9 protein-coding genes are annotated in these 18996 nt (G+C 58.6%); 3 read left to right on the top strand and 6 right to left on the bottom strand.

Annotation, left to right across the window (positions count from 1 at the left end):
- Positions 1-37: 37 nt before the first annotated feature.
- The 3 genes from thpR to gltX all read right to left on the bottom strand — a co-directional run bounded on the left by thpR (position 38) and on the right by gltX (position 3302).
- On the bottom strand, positions 38-628 hold the full coding sequence (gene thpR / locus BGIM_RS48340) for an RNA 2',3'-cyclic phosphodiesterase (protein WP_020468185.1): 591 nt from the start codon (positions 626-628) through the stop codon (positions 38-40).
- A 3-nt stretch (positions 629-631) separates the two neighbouring features.
- On the bottom strand, positions 632-1624 hold the full coding sequence (locus BGIM_RS0102295; RefSeq protein ID WP_020468184.1) for an adenosine kinase: 993 nt from the start codon (positions 1622-1624) through the stop codon (positions 632-634).
- A gap of 139 nt (positions 1625-1763) precedes the next feature.
- The gene (gene gltX, locus BGIM_RS0102290) at positions 1764-3302 is read right to left on the bottom strand and encodes a glutamate--tRNA ligase (protein ID WP_029629674.1); all 1539 of its coding nucleotides are present in this window, start codon (positions 3300-3302) and stop codon (positions 1764-1766) included.
- Between the two features lie 242 nt (positions 3303-3544).
- Here gltX and BGIM_RS0102285 point away from each other — a divergent pair, with 242 nt between their 5' ends.
- The gene (locus BGIM_RS0102285; protein WP_020468182.1) at positions 3545-4291 is read left to right on the top strand and encodes a DUF7873 family protein; all 747 of its coding nucleotides are present in this window, start codon (positions 3545-3547) and stop codon (positions 4289-4291) included.
- A 578-nt stretch (positions 4292-4869) separates the two neighbouring features.
- Positions 4870-7848: a PVC-type heme-binding CxxCH protein gene (locus BGIM_RS48335; protein WP_020468181.1), complete on the top strand. Its 2979-nt coding sequence runs from the start codon at positions 4870-4872 to the stop codon at positions 7846-7848.
- 379 nt (positions 7849-8227) lie between these two features.
- Here the strand turns inward: BGIM_RS48335 and BGIM_RS0102275 are convergent, their stop codons facing one another.
- From BGIM_RS0102275 to BGIM_RS62465, 3 genes are all read right to left on the bottom strand, one after another.
- Positions 8228-9382 carry an aromatic ring-hydroxylating oxygenase subunit alpha gene (locus tag BGIM_RS0102275; RefSeq protein WP_020468180.1) on the bottom strand — a complete coding sequence of 385 codons (1155 nt, stop codon included), beginning with the start codon at positions 9380-9382 and terminating at the stop codon, positions 8228-8230.
- Positions 9383-9495: 113 nt separating this feature from the next.
- A complete protein-coding gene (locus BGIM_RS0102270; protein ID WP_020468179.1) occupies positions 9496-10455 on the bottom strand; it encodes a S49 family peptidase in 960 nt (319 codons plus the stop codon).
- A 34-nt stretch (positions 10456-10489) separates the two neighbouring features.
- The gene (locus BGIM_RS62465; RefSeq protein WP_157368564.1) at positions 10490-10873 is read right to left on the bottom strand and encodes a hypothetical protein; all 384 of its coding nucleotides are present in this window, start codon (positions 10871-10873) and stop codon (positions 10490-10492) included.
- A gap of 678 nt (positions 10874-11551) precedes the next feature.
- Between BGIM_RS62465 and BGIM_RS48325 the strand changes: the two genes are divergently transcribed.
- Positions 11552-18994, top strand: a complete 7443-nt coding sequence (locus BGIM_RS48325; RefSeq protein ID WP_020468176.1) for a type I polyketide synthase — start codon at positions 11552-11554, stop codon at positions 18992-18994.
- The last annotated feature ends 2 nt before the right edge of the window (positions 18995-18996 follow it).

Genomic DNA, 18996 nt, shown 5'->3' with positions numbered 1-18996 from the left:
TGATTCGGCCGGAAAATTGCCTGGTTCTTCCGAAGGGTTATTCGTCATTCGTTGCCGAAGCCAATGCCCCTCGCCCGATCACTGAATACTCCGGCCCGCTGCGGCGTAGTTCACTGCCCATCACCAGCACTTCATTCACCGAAAATGTCCCGGCGTTCCAGTCGGCATGTTTTGTGAAGACGGGCCCCCAGGCCTCGTCGCGTTCTTCCGTGGAAATGCGGCCAAGGGTCAGGTGAGGGGTGTAGGCCCGTTCTTCGCGGCGGTAGCAGCCGATTTCCATCAACGCGGCTTCCAGTTCTTTGTGCAAGGCAAGCAGGTTGTCGATTCCTTCGCCGCCGATGCCGGCCCACAGCACCTTGGGTCGGCGTTTATTCGGGAAGCCACCCATGCCGGTCACATCCAGCGCAAACGACGGGTGTTTGGCGGCAATCTTCTTCACCGCCCGGCAGACGGACACCAGATCCAACTCATCGACTTCTCCGAGGAACAACAGCGTGAGATGAAGTTCCTTCTCCATCATCCACTTCACGCCCTCGTGATCGACTGCTAACTCTCGTTGCAAATCGACAATCTCCCCGGCAATGCGACCGGGGACGGCGAAGGCGATAAAGGTTCGGATTCGGGCCATGAGTTATTTCCCGCCGGTGGCTTCGGACCAAAATTCTTTCGCGCCGGAGTGGAGCCTGGCCCCGACTTGCGAAATCACCTTCATGGCGAGGAAGTTCGCCCCGCGCCCGGCCGCATCCGGAGCCAAGCCTTGGGTAATCCCGTAAAGGAACGACCCGGCAAACATGTCCCCGGCACCGGTGAGGTCTTTCGGCGTGCAAGGGTAGGCATCGACGTGCGTTTCCACACCCTGATAACGGATGTACGCCCCGTGCGGCCCATCCGTCACCACGCAACCGGGGACGAGGTCTTTCAACTTGGCGAAAGCAGTCTTGGCCGAATCCGTCTTGGTGATGGCCATCGCCTCGGAGGCATTGCTAAACAGAAAATCGCTGTTGCTCAATGTCTTGAAGAACGCATCGCCGAACACATGGACGATGAACGCTTCCGAACATGTGAGGGCGACCTTCACACCGTTCTTCTTGGCGACGCGAATGGCCTCGGCCACCGCTTCCTGCCCCGTGCCGGGGTTGGCGAGCAAATAGCCTTCGACGAACAACCATTCCGATTTCGCCACGCGGTCGGCGTCCACATGAGCGCCGCTCAGTTGGCCATTGACGGCGAGGCAGGTCCGCATCGTGCGCTCAGCATCCGGAGTGATAACGCATGCGCATGTTCCGGTCGTCTGGTCGACGAGAATGGGGTTCCCCATGTCGATGCCGAGTTGCTGGAATTCTTCCTGATAGTGCAAGCCGTAGCGGTCGTCACCGACGATGCCGATGAAGGCCGCCTTGCCGCCAAGTTGCGAAAACCCGATCACCGAGTTGGCGACCGAACCGCCGCTGACGAGCCGGGGAACCCGTTCGTGGAATTGCTTCAGGATGTCCTTCTGCTCATCAGCCTCGACGAGCCGCATTGTTCCCCGCTCGAAACCAAGCGTGGCGAATTCCTCGTCGGTGACGCCGACAAACAGGTCAACGATGGCGTTGCCGATCCCGCAGACAGCAAACTCTTTCATTCGTTTTCATCCAACTGAAAATTAAAACTGGCGGCCGTGATATTTCACATTAGCCAAGAGCCCCACTGCGTGAGCGGTGGGGGTTTCTTCCCTGCCAGAAGCCACCCCCACCGCTCACGCAGTGGGGCTCTTGGCGGTGTTACAAACTCAATGCTTTTTCAATCCGTTCCAACACCCGTTGTTTGCCGAGGATTTCCAGTGTGTCGAACAGGCCGAAGCCCACTTCGACGCCGGTGGTGGCCACGCGAACCGGGTGAACCATGTCGCCGAGTTTCACATTCTTGGCGGCGCAGAATTCGTGCATCGCCTTGTCGAGCGTGGCGGCGTCAAACGATTCCGTCGCGGCCAGCACCACGGCGAACTCGCGGAGCAAGTCAGCGGCACCCGGTTTCTTCAGCCGTTTCTCAACTGACTTGGCGTTGTACTCCGGTTCCGCTTTGAAAATCGGCGCCCCGTATTGGAGGATGTCCGAGAACAACTTGAGCCTGTCGCCACTGGCCGTCACGATTCGACTCAACAAAGTCAGCGTAGCTTCGTCAGGCGTTTCGGAAATCAGTTTGGCCCGTTTCAGGAACGGGATGCAGTTCGTCACTTTTTCCTCAACGGAAAGCAACTTCATGTACTCGTCTTGGAGCCAGAAAAGTTTCTTCGTGTCGAATTCGCCGGGAGCTTTCGTCACCCGGCCGATGCCGGTTTCCATGTCAAAATGGGAAATCATGTCCTTGAGGCGCAAGAACTCGGTCTTGTCGTCCAAGGACCAGCCCAGACGGCCAAGGTAGTTAATGATCGCCTCGGGGAGATAGCCCATTTCCTTGTAGAAGGCGACGGTGGCGATGTTGATGCCGGACGTGGTGATCTCCTCATCCGTCCAGCCAAGCATCCGGAGTTTCTGCCGTTCGTCCTCGGTGAGCGGCGGCAGTTTCCGCTTGCTCATCTTCTCACCCTTGTAATTCACCACGGGAATGTGGGCATACTTGGGAATCGGCAAGCCGAGGGCTTCCAGAAACAGCTTTTGCGAATATGTGTTCGCCAGATGTTCGCTGGCCCGGACCACGTGTGTGATCTTCAGGGCGGCATCATCCACCACACTGGCGAAGTTGTACAAGGCGATGCCATTGGCCCGGAGGATGACCGGGTCGCCCATCAAATCGGTCGATTGTTCGCAATTAGCGCGAACCAAGTCCTCCACCACGACTTTTCGGCCAACGGGAACCTTGAACCGCAGCGTTGTGGGGTTGGCTTCGTAAAGCTTCACACATTCGTCGGCGGGGGTATCCCGATGCGGGCCGCGATGGACGTAGGGCTTCTTGGCCGCATCGGCCTTCTTCTTGTCGGCGTCCAGTTCTTCCTTGGTCATGTAATCCGGGTAGGCGTGCCCGGTGGCCAGCAGTTTCAATGCGGCTTCTTTGTAGGTGGCCAGCCGTTGAGACTGGAAGTAAGGGGCATACGGGCCGCCAACTTCCGGGCCTTCATCCCACTGGATGCCGAGCCAGCGGAAACCGTCGAGGATTGGTTGCAGGGCTTCGGCTTGGTTGCGTTCCACATCCGTGTCGTCGATGCGCAGGATGAACTGGCCGCCGAGGCGTTGCCGGAGAAGCCAGTTGAACAAGGCGGTGCGGACGCCGCCGATGTGGAGGTATCCCGTGGGGCTGGGGGCAAACCGAGTGCGGATGCTCATGATGAACCTGGAGGCCGAAAAATCAAAACATTGTTCTATGAAGGACGGCCCGCCACGGATTGGGTGATCTCCCGTCCGCCGGTTCCTTTCCAATAATCCCCGGCTCGCCTGAACCTTGTTCGTGTTCGCCCGTCCTATCTGGCGGATATTGTCAATCGAGCATTCGGCCGGTTTCTTCTCATAAAACACCCCGATTCCGCTCTTTTTCATACCGGCCGTCACGGCTGATTGCGAGTAATGCCATGCGCAAGTTGAACCAGGTGAATGCCATCCTTACCTCGAAGAAATCTGAGGTCGAGAAGCAGGTCACCGAAGTGTACAAGCTGATCCAGAAGGAAGTCCTCTTCCAAGGCCGGGAACGCACCTATCGTCCCGTAGACGAGGAGAAGGGGCAGCGGATGCCGCCGGAATCCCAGAAGGTTCAGCAACGGGCCAACGACTTGATTGTCAAGGTCGCCAGTTTGTGGAACACCGTCTGGGGGCTGACGCTCACGCAGGACACCGGCAACCAGTCGGCCAAGGCCGATATTGTCGTGGACGGGAAAACCCTGCTGGCAAATGTCCCGGTCACCACGTTGCTCTACTTCGACAAGCAACTGAACGACTTGGAAACGTTCATCAGCAAGCTGCCGGTGCCGGACCCGGCCGAAGAATGGTCCACGGACCCAAACACGAACCTTCTGAAGGGCCGTCTGACGGAATCCATGCGAACCAGCAAGGAACCAACGGTCATCGTCAAGTACGAGGCCACCAAGGAACACCCGGCCCAGACGGAAATCTTCACGAAGGACATTCCGGTCGGGACGTGGAGCCAGATTCAGTACAGCGGAGCGATTCAGAACTCCCGCAAGGAGGAACTGTTGACGAAGATTCGCAAATTGCAGGAGGCCGTCAAGGTTGCCCGCGAGCAGGCAAATCTGTTGGAAGTGGAAAAGCAATCGGCCAAGGCGTTGCTGGATTATGTTTTTGGTGATGTCGTGAAAGAGTGAGCTTGAACGCGGGCACTGTCCGCGTCATCATAACGAAGCACAGGCGTGCAGATTCAGACTGAGGTTCATCGGCCAACCACGTTCCTGAAGAACGCGGCCACCAAGAGTGTGGGTGCAAATCCCACCCCGGCGACTGCCCAAACTATCCCCGCCGGGTAGCCCAATTAGCAGAGGCAAGTGGAATCCGTTAATTCGGTTGTCCGGGTCAGACACAGGTTCAGGTTGCACACGCCAGGCTAAACTTCTCGGGTCGGAGGTCATCGAACTGGAGCCAAATTCAAACACAAGGTCGCAGATTCAACTTCTGCCCGCCCCGCTTGCCCGACTATTTCCGGGGTGGTAGCTCAGTGGTAGAGCGTGTGTCCTAAATTTTCACTGGCTCCGAACGGTCAACGGACTTCTGCAAGCATTCAGCACGAGAAACCAAAGTTCTTAACTTTGGCCAAGGCCCCGGCGGGAAGGCGATCCCGTACCGGGGTTCTTTTTTGCGCTTCTCCAATCACCCTTTTGCATTTCGGCTCCCCGCCGGTTATCCTGTCCGATGTTCCTTTCTCCCCGGACCAGACGGTGACTGACTCATGACGAAGCGATGTGTTCTTTCCACCTTGTTGGCGTTGGGCCTGTGCGGCCCGGCGATTTCCCAAGACAAACCTGTCCCCGCCAAGGAAGCCCCCGGCAAGTTCACGCTGCCCAAGGGGTTCTCGGCCACCCTATTCGCCGGGGAACCGGATGTGGTGCAACCCATCGCCTTCACATTTGACGACCGGGGCCGGGTGTGGGTGGTCGAATGTCTCTCCTATCCGAAGTGGACGTTTGACGGCAAAGGGGCCGACCGTGTCACGATGTTTGAGGACACCGATGGCGATGGCCGATTCGACAAGCGGCAGGTGATCTTCGACAAGGGAGCCAACCTCAGCGGCATCGAGCTGGGCCACGGCGGTCTCTGGCTTTGCTCGTCGCCGAATCTGGTGTTCGTGCCCTGTGATTTCAACGCGGACACTCCGAAGATCGGCGAGCCGAAAATCATTCTGGATGGCTGGAATGTCAAGGACACCAAACACAACATCTTCAACTCGCTGATCTGGGGGCCGGATGGCTGGCTGTACGGTTGCAACGGCATCCAAGCCAAGGCGAACGTCGGCGCTCCCGGCACGCCCGCCAACAAGCGAACCGAACTCAACGCGGGCGTCTGGCGCTATCACCCGGTTCACAAAATCTTCGAGGCATTCGCCCACGGCACCACTAATCCGTTCGGGCTGGATTACAACGAAGCCGGGGAATTCTTCATCACGAACTGCGTCATCAAGCACCTGTTCCATGTGGCCCCCGGCGCCCACTTTGACCGCATGTACGGGCAGGACATCAACCCGAATTCCTTCGCCCTGATCCCGAGCATCGCCGACTATATTCACTGGGCCGGCGGCGACTGGACCAGTTCCCGCGGCAACAAGCCGGAACACTCGGATGCCGGCGGCGGCCACGCCCACAGCGGAGCGGTGGTGTACTTGGGGGACAACTTCCCGCCGGAATATCGCGGCAATCTGTTCACCTGCAACATCCACGGGAACCGGCTGAACCAAGACAAACTCGTCCCCTACAAGTCTGGCTATAAGGCCGAACGCGCCCCGGACTTTCTCTTCGCCAACGACCCGTGGTTTCGCGGCATCTGTGTGAAGACCGGGCCCGAAGGCGGCCTCTACGTTTCCGACTGGAGCGACACCGGCGAATGCCACAACTATGTGTTGGTTGATGCCACCAACGGTCGGCTACATCGTGTCGTGTACGGCGATCCGAAAGTGAAACCGTTTGATTTGAGCAAGCTGAGCGACAAGGAACTGATCGACTTGCAAACACACAAAAACGACTGGTATCCGCGACATGCCCGGCGGTTGTTGCACGAGCGGGCGGTGACGAAGGCATTAGACAAGACAACCGAGTCGGTCATTGAGGATCGAATGGCCAACACGCCAGCGGGTTATCATGCGTTGAAGTATTTATGGACATACTACCAGACGACTGGCCAAGTTTTTCAATCGGCCGATTGGAAGGACTTTGATCTGCTTTTGGGATTTGCACGGCGTTTGATGATGGATAATTCCTTGATTCAGGCAGCCAATCAGCTGGAGGCATCAGCAGTCATTCCAATCGATGAAACCCTCAATATCAAACCAATCTCGACAGCGTGGTTACGATTAAACTTTGCATCAAACATTCGTTTGGTACCGTCCAAGACACGCGGATCGCTTGCATGGACTCTGCTGGCCAGTCTGCCGGAATCAGACTGGAATGACCAGAACATCCCACTCGTCGCGTGGTACGCCATCGAACCGTTGATCGGACCGGATCAAGATACAACGATGAAACTTTTGAAAGTGGCCAAGATCCCCCGGCATCGGGAGTTCATCGCCCGCAAGGCGACGCTGACGAATCATTCATACATCAAGCCGCTGCTCGAACATGCGGTGAAATCGGATGCGGTCACGCAGCGGGATATTCTCACGGGGATTCAGGATGCTCTCGGTGGAAGCCGGGAATTGCCGGCCGCGGATGGGTGGAAGGAATTGTCGCCGACTTTGCTCGCCAGCAAAGACCCGGCGGTGCGGGAGAAGGCGATGATTATTGCCGTCACTTTCGGCGACGCCTCGGCCATCGACTCCATGAAGAAGACGGTGATGAACGCCGGATCGCCGAAGGATGAGCGGATTGCCGCGTTGCGAATCTTGCTGCGTCGGCAGAAACCCGACTTGGCGCCGATGCTGAAAGAACTGGTCAAAGACAAAGATTTGAGAGCTGAGGCAATTCGTGGGCTGGCCGCGTTCGCCAGCCCGGAAACGCCAAAATTGCTGTTAGGCATTTACCCGGAACTCACCGAAGCCGAGCGGGAGGATGTGGTGCAAACCCTCGCTGCCCGCAGTGATTGGGCCTTGGCCCTGTTGGATGCCGTCGAAGCCGGAAAGGTGAACCGCCGGGATGTGTCCCCGTTCATCGCTCGACAAATGCAGGGATTGAAGGATAAAAAGGTCGGCGAACGTCTGACGGCCGTGTGGGGGCAATTGTTGCCCGCCTCTGCGAAACGGGTGGAACTGACCAAAAAATACAAAGTCGAACTTGCCCCGGAGAAACTGAAAGGAGCCGACTTGGGCAACGGCCGGGCGGTCTTCGCCAAGCGATGTGCCTCGTGTCATCAGCTTTACAACGAAGGGGGCAACATCGGCCCGGCCCTTACCGGAGCGCAACGCGGCAACCTCGACTACATCTTGGAAAACGTCCTCGACCCGAGTGCTGTTGTGCCGCGTGAGTATCAGGTCAACGTGTTTGAACTCAAGTCCGGCCGATTGGTCAACGGCATCATCAAGACCGAAACCGACCAGGCGTTGACCATCGCCACAACCAATGAAGTCCTGTTGATTCGCAAAGATGAAATCGATGCCCGCACGGTGTCGAAAGTCTCGATGATGCCCGAGGGTCTCTTCGATCAACTGACGCCGAAGGAAGTGCTGGATTTGGTGGCGTATCTGCAAGGTCGTGAACAGGTGCCATTGCCGCCCATGAAGTGAGTTTGGAAAGCCATGAATTGAAACAAAAGCGGCCCTCTCTTCCGTGGAAGAGAGGGCCGCTTTTGTTTCCTGCTCCCGAGAGATGGGGCTACAGGGCGCTCTGTTTCACGATTTTCAAAACCGGTCCAAATCAGCCCCAAAAGTGACCTGAAAACGCCAAAAACAGCCCTCGGGTGACCATTTTTGGACAGTTGCACGCCCCAAAAGTGGTCAAAAACAGCGGGCCAACTGAACACTATTTTTCAAAACCCCCGGAAAAACAAAGGGGCCGCTTAATGATTTTGGACAAATGCGCAGCGATTTTGACCAATTGAAAATGGCCCAAAATGAGGGATCCCTGATGCCAGACACACCGGCGGTTCGCCAAGATCCTTTGGCGTCAATGAACAGGATTCGCCACGTCGGGAACCTGATGATCCTCCAAAACGGTTAATGCCTTGGGGCCTTTGCAGGCATTGCGGACGTATTCTTGGAAAACGAAAATGCGTTCCTCCCGTGTTCCAATCACACCAGGATGGGGGCTGGCCTCCAAGCCACGTTGGACACCTTCATAGATCACCCCGTCCTCATTAACCACTTTCTTGGCCACGAAAGTCGCCGTCATTTTGAGGAAGCGATACAGGGCATAAGCCAGCGGATTTCGTCGCGATCCCCGCAACGTGAAGAGCATCGAACGATAACGGCAGGTCGTTGGAGAAGTCGGCAGCACGCACTGAATCAAGCGGGTCGAGTCCATTGTGCTGAATGTCAGATGCGGGTGCAAAACCCGGTGCCAGTATTCATGGGTGATTCGCCCGCCCAGACGCCGGATAATCCAATTTTGAATACGAATGGCAACTTCCGAGGGAGGGATGGTTCGGAACGAGCTAAAGCGAGGATTCAGTTCGTGCCAGGCGTTCGTCTCCTCGGGGAAGACTTTGAATGTTTTGGGATGCACCTGCGGGATGTGATACGATTCGAGCGAGTTCTCCAAAATCACCTTCCAGTTGCAGGAAAAATCAATCTCCCACGCGGCCGAAAACTCGTAGTCGCCGCCAAAGCCCTCGTTCCACAGTTCCCAAAAAGGGGCGGCCCAATCCCGCAAGGCCGGGGTCTCGTCGCTCAGACAAACGAACACGACTTCTCCGCAGGTATCGACGCGGAACTTTCTCAAACAAGAGTTTTCCCGGTCCCACGGACGAAAAGCCCGTGCGTCCGGGATTTTCCCGGTGCGGCCGTCCCGGTCGAACTCCCATCCGTGATATTGGCATTTAAGTTTGGGGGACGATCCCCTGGCTTGATCCGTCAACTTGCTGTGCCGGTGCGGACAGACGTTGAGGAAGGCGGTTAATTCGCCGTCCATGTTGCGGAGAAGCAGCGGCGTGTCGAGCAACTGAAGCGTGAGAAAATCACCCGGTTTGGCGAGATCGGCTTTGATCGCCACCGGATGCCAAGCCGGGTGAAGGAGATGCCTCAATTCGGCTTGGTGCTGTTCCGCCGAGTAATATTGATCCGGGCGCAGGAGATGCCGTAAGTGTTGTTGATGGACAAACATCGTGCATCCTGACGAAACATCCCGAATGAGTCCCTTTCATCATTAAGTTGAATTGGGGGGACTGTCAAGGATGAACAATCTGGGACGTCTCGGATGTGCTGTTTTCCCGGCAATCACTTACCGCTCAGTTTTTCCATCGTCAATTCAGGTTGCCACAGGGAAAGGAACGTTGGCAACTTGGTGCGATCCAAGCCGGGCAGGTTGGGAAGCAAGCCCGCTCCCTGCAAGGGAATGTTAGCCGAGACTGCATAAGGAGAGTTCGCCGGATCGTTGCCGCGACGGAACATCACCACCGGCGGGTTGTACCGGACTTCCGTCCTCGCGGTCGGCGGGATGGCCATCCAAGCCGCGATATGCAAGGCGTCATCCAGTTCGCCGACCCGGTCAACCAAGCCTCGTTCGGTCGCTTGGGTCGCGGTGAAAATTCGTCCGTCGAACACCGTGGCATCATCCGCTTTGATCTTGTACCGCGACTTGGCGATGTCCGCCTTCATCTTGGTGTGAAACTCGTTGGCCATTGCTTGGAAGAGGGCTTTTTCCTCGTCCGTTTGGGGCCGTGCGGAAGAGCCGATGTCCACATACTTGCCGGCTTTGATCGGTTGGGGAACGACGTTGTACTGAGCCATCAAATCCTGCAAGTTGAACAGGTTCAGGATGACCCCGACGCCGCCGGTGAGCGTGCCCGGCGTGGCCACGATGTAATCGGCGGCCGAGGCCAGATGATAAGCCCCGCCACAGCCATGATCCATCAGACAGGCAACCACCGGCAATCCGGTGCGGGCCTTGAACCGTTCCAATTCAAATCGCATGGTTCCCGCCGCCGCGACGCCGCCGCCGGGACTGTTGATCCGCAATACGACGGCCCGCAGAGCCGGGTCGGCCGCGACCGCATCCAGTTTTTCGCGGAAGGTCGCCACCGGGTTCTCGCCGAGCGACAACGGGCCTACGAAGGGAGTGTTCAACAAGAGGCCGTCCACATCCACCAACGCCACGCGGGGACATCCCTCCCCTGCGGACACCATCACTTGCCGAACCGGACCGGCCACGGAGACCGGGGCAATGTCGGCTGACACCTTGGTCTCAACCGGGCCGTCGATTTTCACACGATTATCTGTGCGAATAATCGAATTGCATCCTGTGGCGAAGGAAATCATCAGCAAAATTAAAACGAATTTGCCAACGTACGGTTGCGGCATCGTCGGCATAATCGGTTTCATCTGTTTTTACCAATTGAAAGATATCACGCTTCTTTTCGGCAAAACCCTCCCGATTCATGCGGAGTTTTTCATTTTCCTTCTCCGAAATGTTCAAGCCCCCAAGTCGGTCATTTTGCGAAATGTTAATCAAGATAAAACGCGCAATTACTGACAGCAAATGAGTTTGAGATAAAAATCTGGCGACTGGAGAAGCCCGGCTCCCGATTGATGGCGGAAAGTTGCTTGATTTGCGATTGTCAGCTTTGGCTTTGATCGAAAAAGCAATGAATTCCAAAAACCAACCATTTGAAAATCATTGGATTTTTCGGCTGATCGCCGTTGGATCAAGAATGGAATGAAAAAAATGTCCCGCACAATTCAAATGATTTTTGGCATTAAAAATGCTTGAAAGTTCTGCCGTAGTTAGATTTACGACTTTGGGCACATTGGGGAAGATATTCGGCAGAATACGCCAAACGGACAAACTACCTAGAATGCCACCCGATTAACTCCTATTAGTATTTCGACCGCGAGTGAATCTTTGGCAGATGTCATACCCAATCACCAAATGATGATCGCCAAATTGTCTGATTCTTAGTCAGTGTCGTCTGATCGATTTGATCGTCACCGATCAGCGATCAGATCTTTGATAGATGGATGTGTCCTGTCACGACGCTCTAGATATCAACCGAATGATGGAGTCATTCACTCATACGTCAGACCGGTTCAAAACATGAACCGGCGCAAGGATTCTGATGTTTCGCAATTCCCAATCTTCGATGTGTGCCCGCGTGCGGCTGCCTGCCAAAAGCGCTTCGCCCTCTTTTCAATTCATCCGTTCACTGTCTGAATCTCCGGGGGAGGGCGCCAATTGTTCGTCATCTTCAATCCGGAATCTTGCAAGATTTCTCCCCTCCGCTGACTAGTAATTAGTGACGTATCCTCCCGGACCGGGAGAAGTTGGGATTGGAACATGAACACAAACGATCTGATCGTCTTCACGCCGCCCGCCCGCCCGGACCCTTCGATGGCCGTCGCCGCTTGCCGGGCCGGAGCGATGGGGGTTTTGGATCTCGAATTCGCGTCTGACGCCAGCATGGCGGGCGCGGCCATCTCCCGATTGGCTGAACATTCACGCGGACATTTCGGGATCAAGATTGGAAACAATGCCGAGGCTCTGATTGACTCTCTGGCAACCCAAGAAATGAGAATGCTCAAATGGGTGATTCTCACGGGTGACGCTTCAAACCTCAAAGAATGGATCGGAAAACTCCAAGAGGCCAATCGGGAAGTTTTCCTTGAAGCCACTTCGATGGAAGAAGCCATCCGGGGTGTCGATGCAAATGTTGACGGTCTGATTCTCAAAGGTCATGAGGCGGGAGGCCGAATCGGCCCCGATCCGTCGTTTGTCCTCATTCAAAAATGGCGGCAATACACCGACCAAGCCGACCGGGCGGTTCCACCGTTCTGGGTTCGTGGCGGCATCGGGCCGAATACGGCCGCCGCCTGTCTCGCGGCCGGGGCCAGAGGGGTCGTTCTCGACACACAGTTGTTGCTTGCCCGCGAATCGCAGGCATCCGAGGAGGTTCGGAAACGACTGGCCGGCAGCGACGGCGGGGAAACCGCCGTTTTTGGCGAACGGCTCGGCCAAGCTTTCCGCTGTTATTCCCGTGCGGACAGTTTGCCTGTGCAAGAACTCGCTCGCGAGGAAGCTCGCCTCCAAGATGCGAAACTCAGCGACGATGAAAAACGACGAGATTGGCGGGAGGTGATTCAAAAGCTCGCCTCCGATGATCCCGCCACTGGTGTTTGGCTGGTGGGACAGGACATCGCCTCGGCCGCCCCGTTGGTGGCGAAATCCGTCACTGTGGCCGGAATACTTCAGTCAATTATCGAGCGGGTGGAACGCCTTGCCGATGCCCTGGCGAAGTCCCCCCCCTTGGGTGAAGGCAGCCCGCTGGCGAAGTCTCACGGCACCCGCTACCCGATTCTCCAAGGTCCGATGACGAGGGTGAGCGACACGGCGGCCTTTGCCGACGCGGTGGCCGCCGGGGGAGCCTTGCCGTTTCTGGCGCTGGCGTTGTCTCGCAAGGCCGAGACCGAAACATTACTGGCCGCAACCAAGGCGAAACTCAAGAACCGCCCTTGGGGCGTCGGGATGTTGGGGTTCGTCACTCCCGAAATTCGCCAGGAGCAATTGGAGGCCATTCGCAAGCACAAGCCCCCCTTCGCCATCATCGCCGGCGGCAGGCCGGATCAGGCGAAGGAAATGGAGAAACACGGAACCGCCACCTATTTGCACGTTCCCTCGCCCGGACTGTTGCGGATGTTCCTGAAGGATGGCGCCCGGCGATTTATCTTTGAAGGCCGGGAGTGCGGCGGCCACGTTGGCCCGCGAACCAGTTTCTCCCTGTGGGAAAGCATGGTGGAAGCGCTGGCCGAATATGCGGCCGCCAAACCGGCCGATGATGTCCACGCGGTGTTCGCCGGTGGAATCCACGATCATCTCTCCGCCAAGATGGTGGCCGCCCTCACCGCCGGTCTGGCCGAGCGGGGAGTGAAGATCGGCATCCTGATCGGCACGGCCTACCTGTTCACGAAAGAGGCGGTTGATGCGGGGGCGATCACCCCCCGTTTCCAAAAAGAAGCCTTGGGTTGCGGCGCCACAACGCTGTTGGAGACCGGCCCCGGTCATGCCATTCGTTGCATTCCGACACCGTATGCCGAGTCTTTTGAAACCGAAAAACGCCGGTTGCAAGCCGCCGGAAAAAGCCCGCTTGAAGTGGGGCTGGCCCTGGAGCGGATGAACTTGGGCCGTCTGCGCGTCGCCAGCAAGGGAGTTGACAGGTCGGGCGAATCGAACGGAAAAAGCAACGGTCTGGCCGAAGTTCCGGCCGAGGAACAGTTTCAACGCGGCATGTACATGATCGGACAGGTGGCCGCCCTCCGCTCTGAAATCACCACCATCGCCAAGTTGCATGCCGATGTCTGCGGCGATGGAAAAGCTGACACCAAGACGGCCGAGTCTCCCATCCGGGTGTCGGCCGCCGAGCCCCCTGCCCCGCCGCCGTGCGATGTGGCGATTATCGGCCTGTCCTGCTTTTTCCCCAATGCCGGCAATCTGTGGTCCTATTGGGAGAACATCCTCGCCAAGACCAACGCGGTCGGAGAAGTCCCGGCCTCTCATTGGGACTGGCGGCCCTACTACGATGCCGACCCTCGCGCTCGGGACAAGAGTGTCTCGAAGTGGGGCGGTTTCATGGGCGACACCGTCTTTGACCCGCTGACGTTTGGCATCACCCCGAAGTCGATCCCGAACATTGAGCCGCTTCAATTGCTGTTGCTCGAAGGGGTTCGACAGGGATTGGCCGACGCGGGGTACGCGGACCGGCCGTTCAACCGGGAACGCACGGCCGCCATCCTCGGTGTGGGGGGCGGCGGTATGCCCCTTTCCGTCTCGTATGGTTTCCGGGCCTGCTTGCCGTTGGTGGATTCGATCCCCGGCGTTCGCATCAAGGCATCAGAGATTGTTGATCTCGGCGATGGAATATTGCCTGAATGGACGGAAGACTCCTTCCCCGGCATTTTGTTGAACGTCGCCGCCGGACGGGTGGCGAACCGCTTCAACCTGGGCGGGCCGAACATGGCCATTGATGCCGCCTGCGGTTCGTCGCTGGCGGCCCTGTATGCTGGCGTCCGCGAACTCACCACGGGGACCAGTGATGTCGCCGTCGTCATGGGGGCGGACACGGTCCAAACGCCCTTTGCGTATGTCGCCTTCAGCAAGACGCACGCCCTCAGCCCGAAAGGCCGTTGTCGGCCGTTTGACGCTGATGCGGATGGTATTGCCCTTTCCGAAGGGATTGGCATCGCTGTCATCAAGCGTCTGGCCGATGCGGAACGGGATGGGGACCGGATTTATGCGGTCATCAAAGGCGTGGGAGCCTCCAGCGACGGCCGGGACAAGGGGCTGACCGCCCCGCGAGCCGAGGGGCAATTGCGTTCTCTCGAACGGGCCTATGCCCAAGCCCGCGTCTCCCCGGCCAATGTGGGCTTGGTGGAGGCACACGGAACCGGCACGGTTGTCGGAGACCGGACGGAAGCCAGCGCGCTGGGCCAGGTGTTCCGAAACGCCGGCGGGGCGGCGCAATCGTGCGCGCTCGGGTCGGTGAAATCGATGATCGGTCATAGCAAGTGTGCCGCCGGTCTGGCGGGACTGATCAAGACGGCCTTTGCCCTGCATTACAAGGTTCTCCCGCCGACGCTGGCCGAGAAGCCCAACCCGCAAGCCAATCTGGATGGCGGCCCCCTCTATTTGAACACCGAGGCCCGCCCGTGGGTCCACGGAGCCGAACATCCGCGAACAGCGGGAGTCAGCGCGTTTGGTTTTGGCGGAACCAACTTCCACACCGTTTTGGAAGAATACACCGGCAATTTCACCAACCGGCCGGATGCCGGGCTTCGACATTGGCCGGGGGAATTGTTCGTCTGGCGGCGTCCCGAAAAGTCGGCGATCCTTGCCGGTGTGAAACATTGCCATGACGCTCTGGCGGCGGGAGGGAAGCCCGAACTGGCCGACCTCGCCTCCTCTGTCTGGCAATCCAGCCGAAACGGCCAGGGGCAGGCCACACTGGCTGTCGTGGCGACATCGCTCGATGATTTGCGGGAAAAACTGGCGTTTGTGCTGACCGCCCTGCCGACGGCCAAGGAACAACTCAGCGATCCTCGCGGGGTGTACTTCGGCCTGAAACCAGCCAATGCCGCCGGAACAGTTGCGTTCCTCTTCCCCGGCCAAGGCTCTCAATACCCGGACATGCTGGCCCAAGCGGCCATGACGTTCGCGGAAGTCCGCGAGGTGTTGGACGAAGCCGACCGCACGCTTGAAGGAAAATTGGAACGGCCGCTCGGCAAGTTCATTTATCCTCCTTCGCCGTTCACGCCGGAACAGGAGTTGGCGAACCGCCAGAATCTGCAACGGACGGACGTGGCTCAACCGGCCGTCGGGGCGACGAGCCTCGGGATGGTCCGGTTGCTGGAGGCTCTTGGCATCAAGCCGGACTTCCTCGCCGGACATAGTTATGGTGAATATGCCGCCTTGGCGGCGGCCGGGGCGATGACCGCCGGTGAGTTGATCTCGTTGTCTCATCGCCGCGGGCAGGTCATTCGCACGGCGGCCGAGAAATCGCCCGGCGGGATGGCGGCGGCGGACGCAACGCCCGAGGTGCTCGAACCGCTTTTGAAGGGCATCAAGGATGTCTGGCTGGCGAATCACAATTCGCCCCATCAAACCGTGATCGCCGGGACCGAGGCCGGGTTGAAATCAGCCTTGGAAACGCTTCAAACCAAGGGAGTGCGGGCACAACGAATTCCGGTGGCCTGTGGCTTCCACACTCCGCTGATCGCCGCCGCTCAAGGTCCGCTGGTCGAGGCTCTTGGCGAAGTCCGGTTTGCGGCTCCGACGAAGCCGGTCTATTCAAACACAACCGCCGCCCCGCACGGCGATCCGGCGGGAATGGCAAAACAACTCGGCGAACATCTGCTCGCCCCGGTCCGGTTCCAAGCCGAGATCGAGGCCATGCACTCGGCCGGAGCCAGGATTTTTGTCGAAGTCGGCCCGCAGGGCGTTCTCACCGGGTTGACGCAGCAAATTCTGGCGAATCAGCCGCACACGGCCGTCGCCACCGATTTGAAGACACGACCCGGCTTGCTGCAACTGGCTCATGTGTTGGGCCAGTTGCTCGTCAACGGTGTTCCCGCCCGGCTTGACCGTTTGTTCCAAGGCCGGGGCTTGCAACCATTCGATCTGGCCTCCCTCAGTGCGGAGACCGGCAAGCCGAAACACACGCCGACCACGTGGGTGGTCAACGGTGTGCGCAGCCGGCCGATCAATGGCCCGGAACCCCGTCTGCTTGGTCAGGCCTTGCCTCCTTCAGCGATCAAACCTCTTCAACCCAAGTCGGCAGAGACGCCGCCTTCGATCTCCCCGGTTCCGGCTCCGGCCGCCCCACCCCTGAACACACGTGCGAAAATGAATCATACTGAAGTCGCTCCCCCTCGATTCACCCCGCCACCGCTGAGCAACGGGAACGGGACTCCTCCCGCTCAAAACGGAGCCGCCTCCGCTCAGCCGGTGGGATCAGACGCCGCCCAAGTGATGTTGCGTTATCAGGAAGTGATGAGCCGGTTTCTGGACACTCAGCGAAGTGTCATGCTCGGCTTCCTCGGTGTGGCCGAGTCAACGGGTGCGCCACCCCGTCCGGCCAATGGCCACCCGACGGTTCCCCGCCCCGCCAACGGACACACGAACGGAAAATCGGCCCAAGCCCCCCCGGCTAAAATCACACCCGTTGTTCTGCCGCCTCAGTCGATTCCCGAACCGGTCAAAGCGGAACAACCGCCGGTCGTCGCCGAGAAAGTTCCCCAACCGGCGGCCGCCATCGCGGGACCGCCCACCAAGGAGGCTTTGCTCGCCCGGTTGTTGGACCTTGTCAGTGACCGAACGGGATACCCCAAGGAATCCCTTAGCATCGACCTTGATCTGGAGGCCGATCTGGGGATTGATTCCATCAAACGGGTTGAAGTCTTGGGCGGATTGGCCGAATCGCTGCAATCATCTTCCAACGGTCCGCTTCCCTTGGAGATGGAAAAGCTGTCAGTCATCAAGACGCTTCGCGGCATCGCCGATTATGTGTCCTCGGCGCTGGAGCAGTCCGATGCCAAGCCGGAAGACACCACGGATACGGAAGAGAAACCGATCAAGCCTGTTTCAGAAGCCCACCCTGGCGCCCGCAGCGGCGAAGTTCAGCGGCTGGTGGTTGAATTGATTGACGCTCCGCTGCCGGAACGGCCCAAGTTGCCGGCTCCGACCGGGACAATACTGATTACAAACGATGGTCGGGGAATCGCGGCCGGTCTGGCCGAGGCCCTTGGTGAATTGGATGTCTCAACGGCTCTTGTCAACATGACCGACGGAAAGGCCCCCGCCAAGAACACCTTGACGGCCGATCTGACCGACCCGGACGAAGTTGCCAAACTGGTGGCGAAAGCACGCGAGAAACACGGACAGATTGCCGGTTTGATTCACCTGCTTCCGTTGGCTGAATCGCCTGACGGGGAAACGACTCCGGAGCAGGCGCGTCGCGAGGTGAAATCGCTTTACCTGCTTGCCCGCGCGTTGGAGACGGACATTCGGGAAGCAGGCAACCGAGGCGGGGCGGTGCTGCTGACGGCCACGGCGATGGGTGGTCGGATGGGGTTCGGCGATGATCTGCCCGAAGAATTCTCGGCCGGACACGGCGGCGTGGCCGGGTTCACCAAGTGCCTGTCACACGAATGGCCGGAAGTGGCGGTTCGCGTCGTGGATTTGGACGGGGAACTTCCCGCCACCGAACTGGCTGAACTGATTTTGTCCGAACTGGGTGATCCGGACGGCCCGGCCGAGGTGGGTCGTTCCGACGAGGGAAGAATCACCTGGCAATGCAATCCGGGACCGTTGGACAAAGACGACGGCCAGAACATTCAAATTGATACGGGCGACACCGTTCTGATCACCGGCGGGGCACGAGGAATCACGGCCAAGATCGCCGAGGAATTGGCCCGGCGATACCAACCGAGACTGGTGCTGGTGGGCAGTTCGCCCGAACCGCAGGACGAGGAAGCGGACACGTTGGGGCTGACGAATCCGGCCGAAATCAAGGCTGCGTTGATGGCAAGGCTGCGAAACGCCGGTCATCCCGCCTCCCCGGCGGCGGCCGAAACCTTGTATCGCCGATTATTGAAGGATCGCGAAATTCGTGACAACCTCGCGGCGATCCGCAAGGCCGGGGGCAAGGTCGAATATCGATCCGTGGACGTGAAAGATTCGGCCGCCTTCGGGGCGTTGATCGACGAACTGAAAGCAAATGGCGGGATCGCCGCTGTGATTCACGGGGCGGGCGTAATCGAGGATAAGCTGTTAAAGGACAAAACCCCGGAGTCGTTTGAGCGGGTGTTTGCCACCAAGGTTGATAGCGCCCTGACGCTGGCGGGCAAACTGGACCCGGCAAAGTTGAAGGCTTTCGCCCTCTTTGCCTCCATCACCAGCCGGTATGGCAACCGCGGCCAGTCGGACTATGCGGCCGCCAACGAAGTGCTGAGCAAACTGGCGTGCGATTTGGATCGCCGCTGGCCCGGTCGGGTGGTGTCCGTCGCCTGGGGGCCTTGGGCCGAGGTGGGGATGGTTGCGGAACTGGAGAAGCATCTCGTCGCCCGTGGATTGAAGCTGATTTCTCCGGAAGCCGGGGCTGGTTTTGCGGTCGATGAGATGGTGTTTGGCCGGAAAGGCACTCCCGAAGTTGTCTTCGCGGGGGGCACGGAGCAAGCGGCAAAACCCTCCGCCGCCCCCAAGGCCCGACTCGTCCCCGTCGGAGCGGGCTGAAG

Origin of the sequence: Zavarzinella formosa DSM 19928 (assembly GCF_000255705.1) — a bacterium.
In the GTDB taxonomy this organism is placed as follows: Bacteria; Planctomycetota; Planctomycetia; order Gemmatales; family Gemmataceae; genus Zavarzinella; species Zavarzinella formosa.
This window is presented reverse-complemented; position numbering and strand designations above follow the sequence as displayed.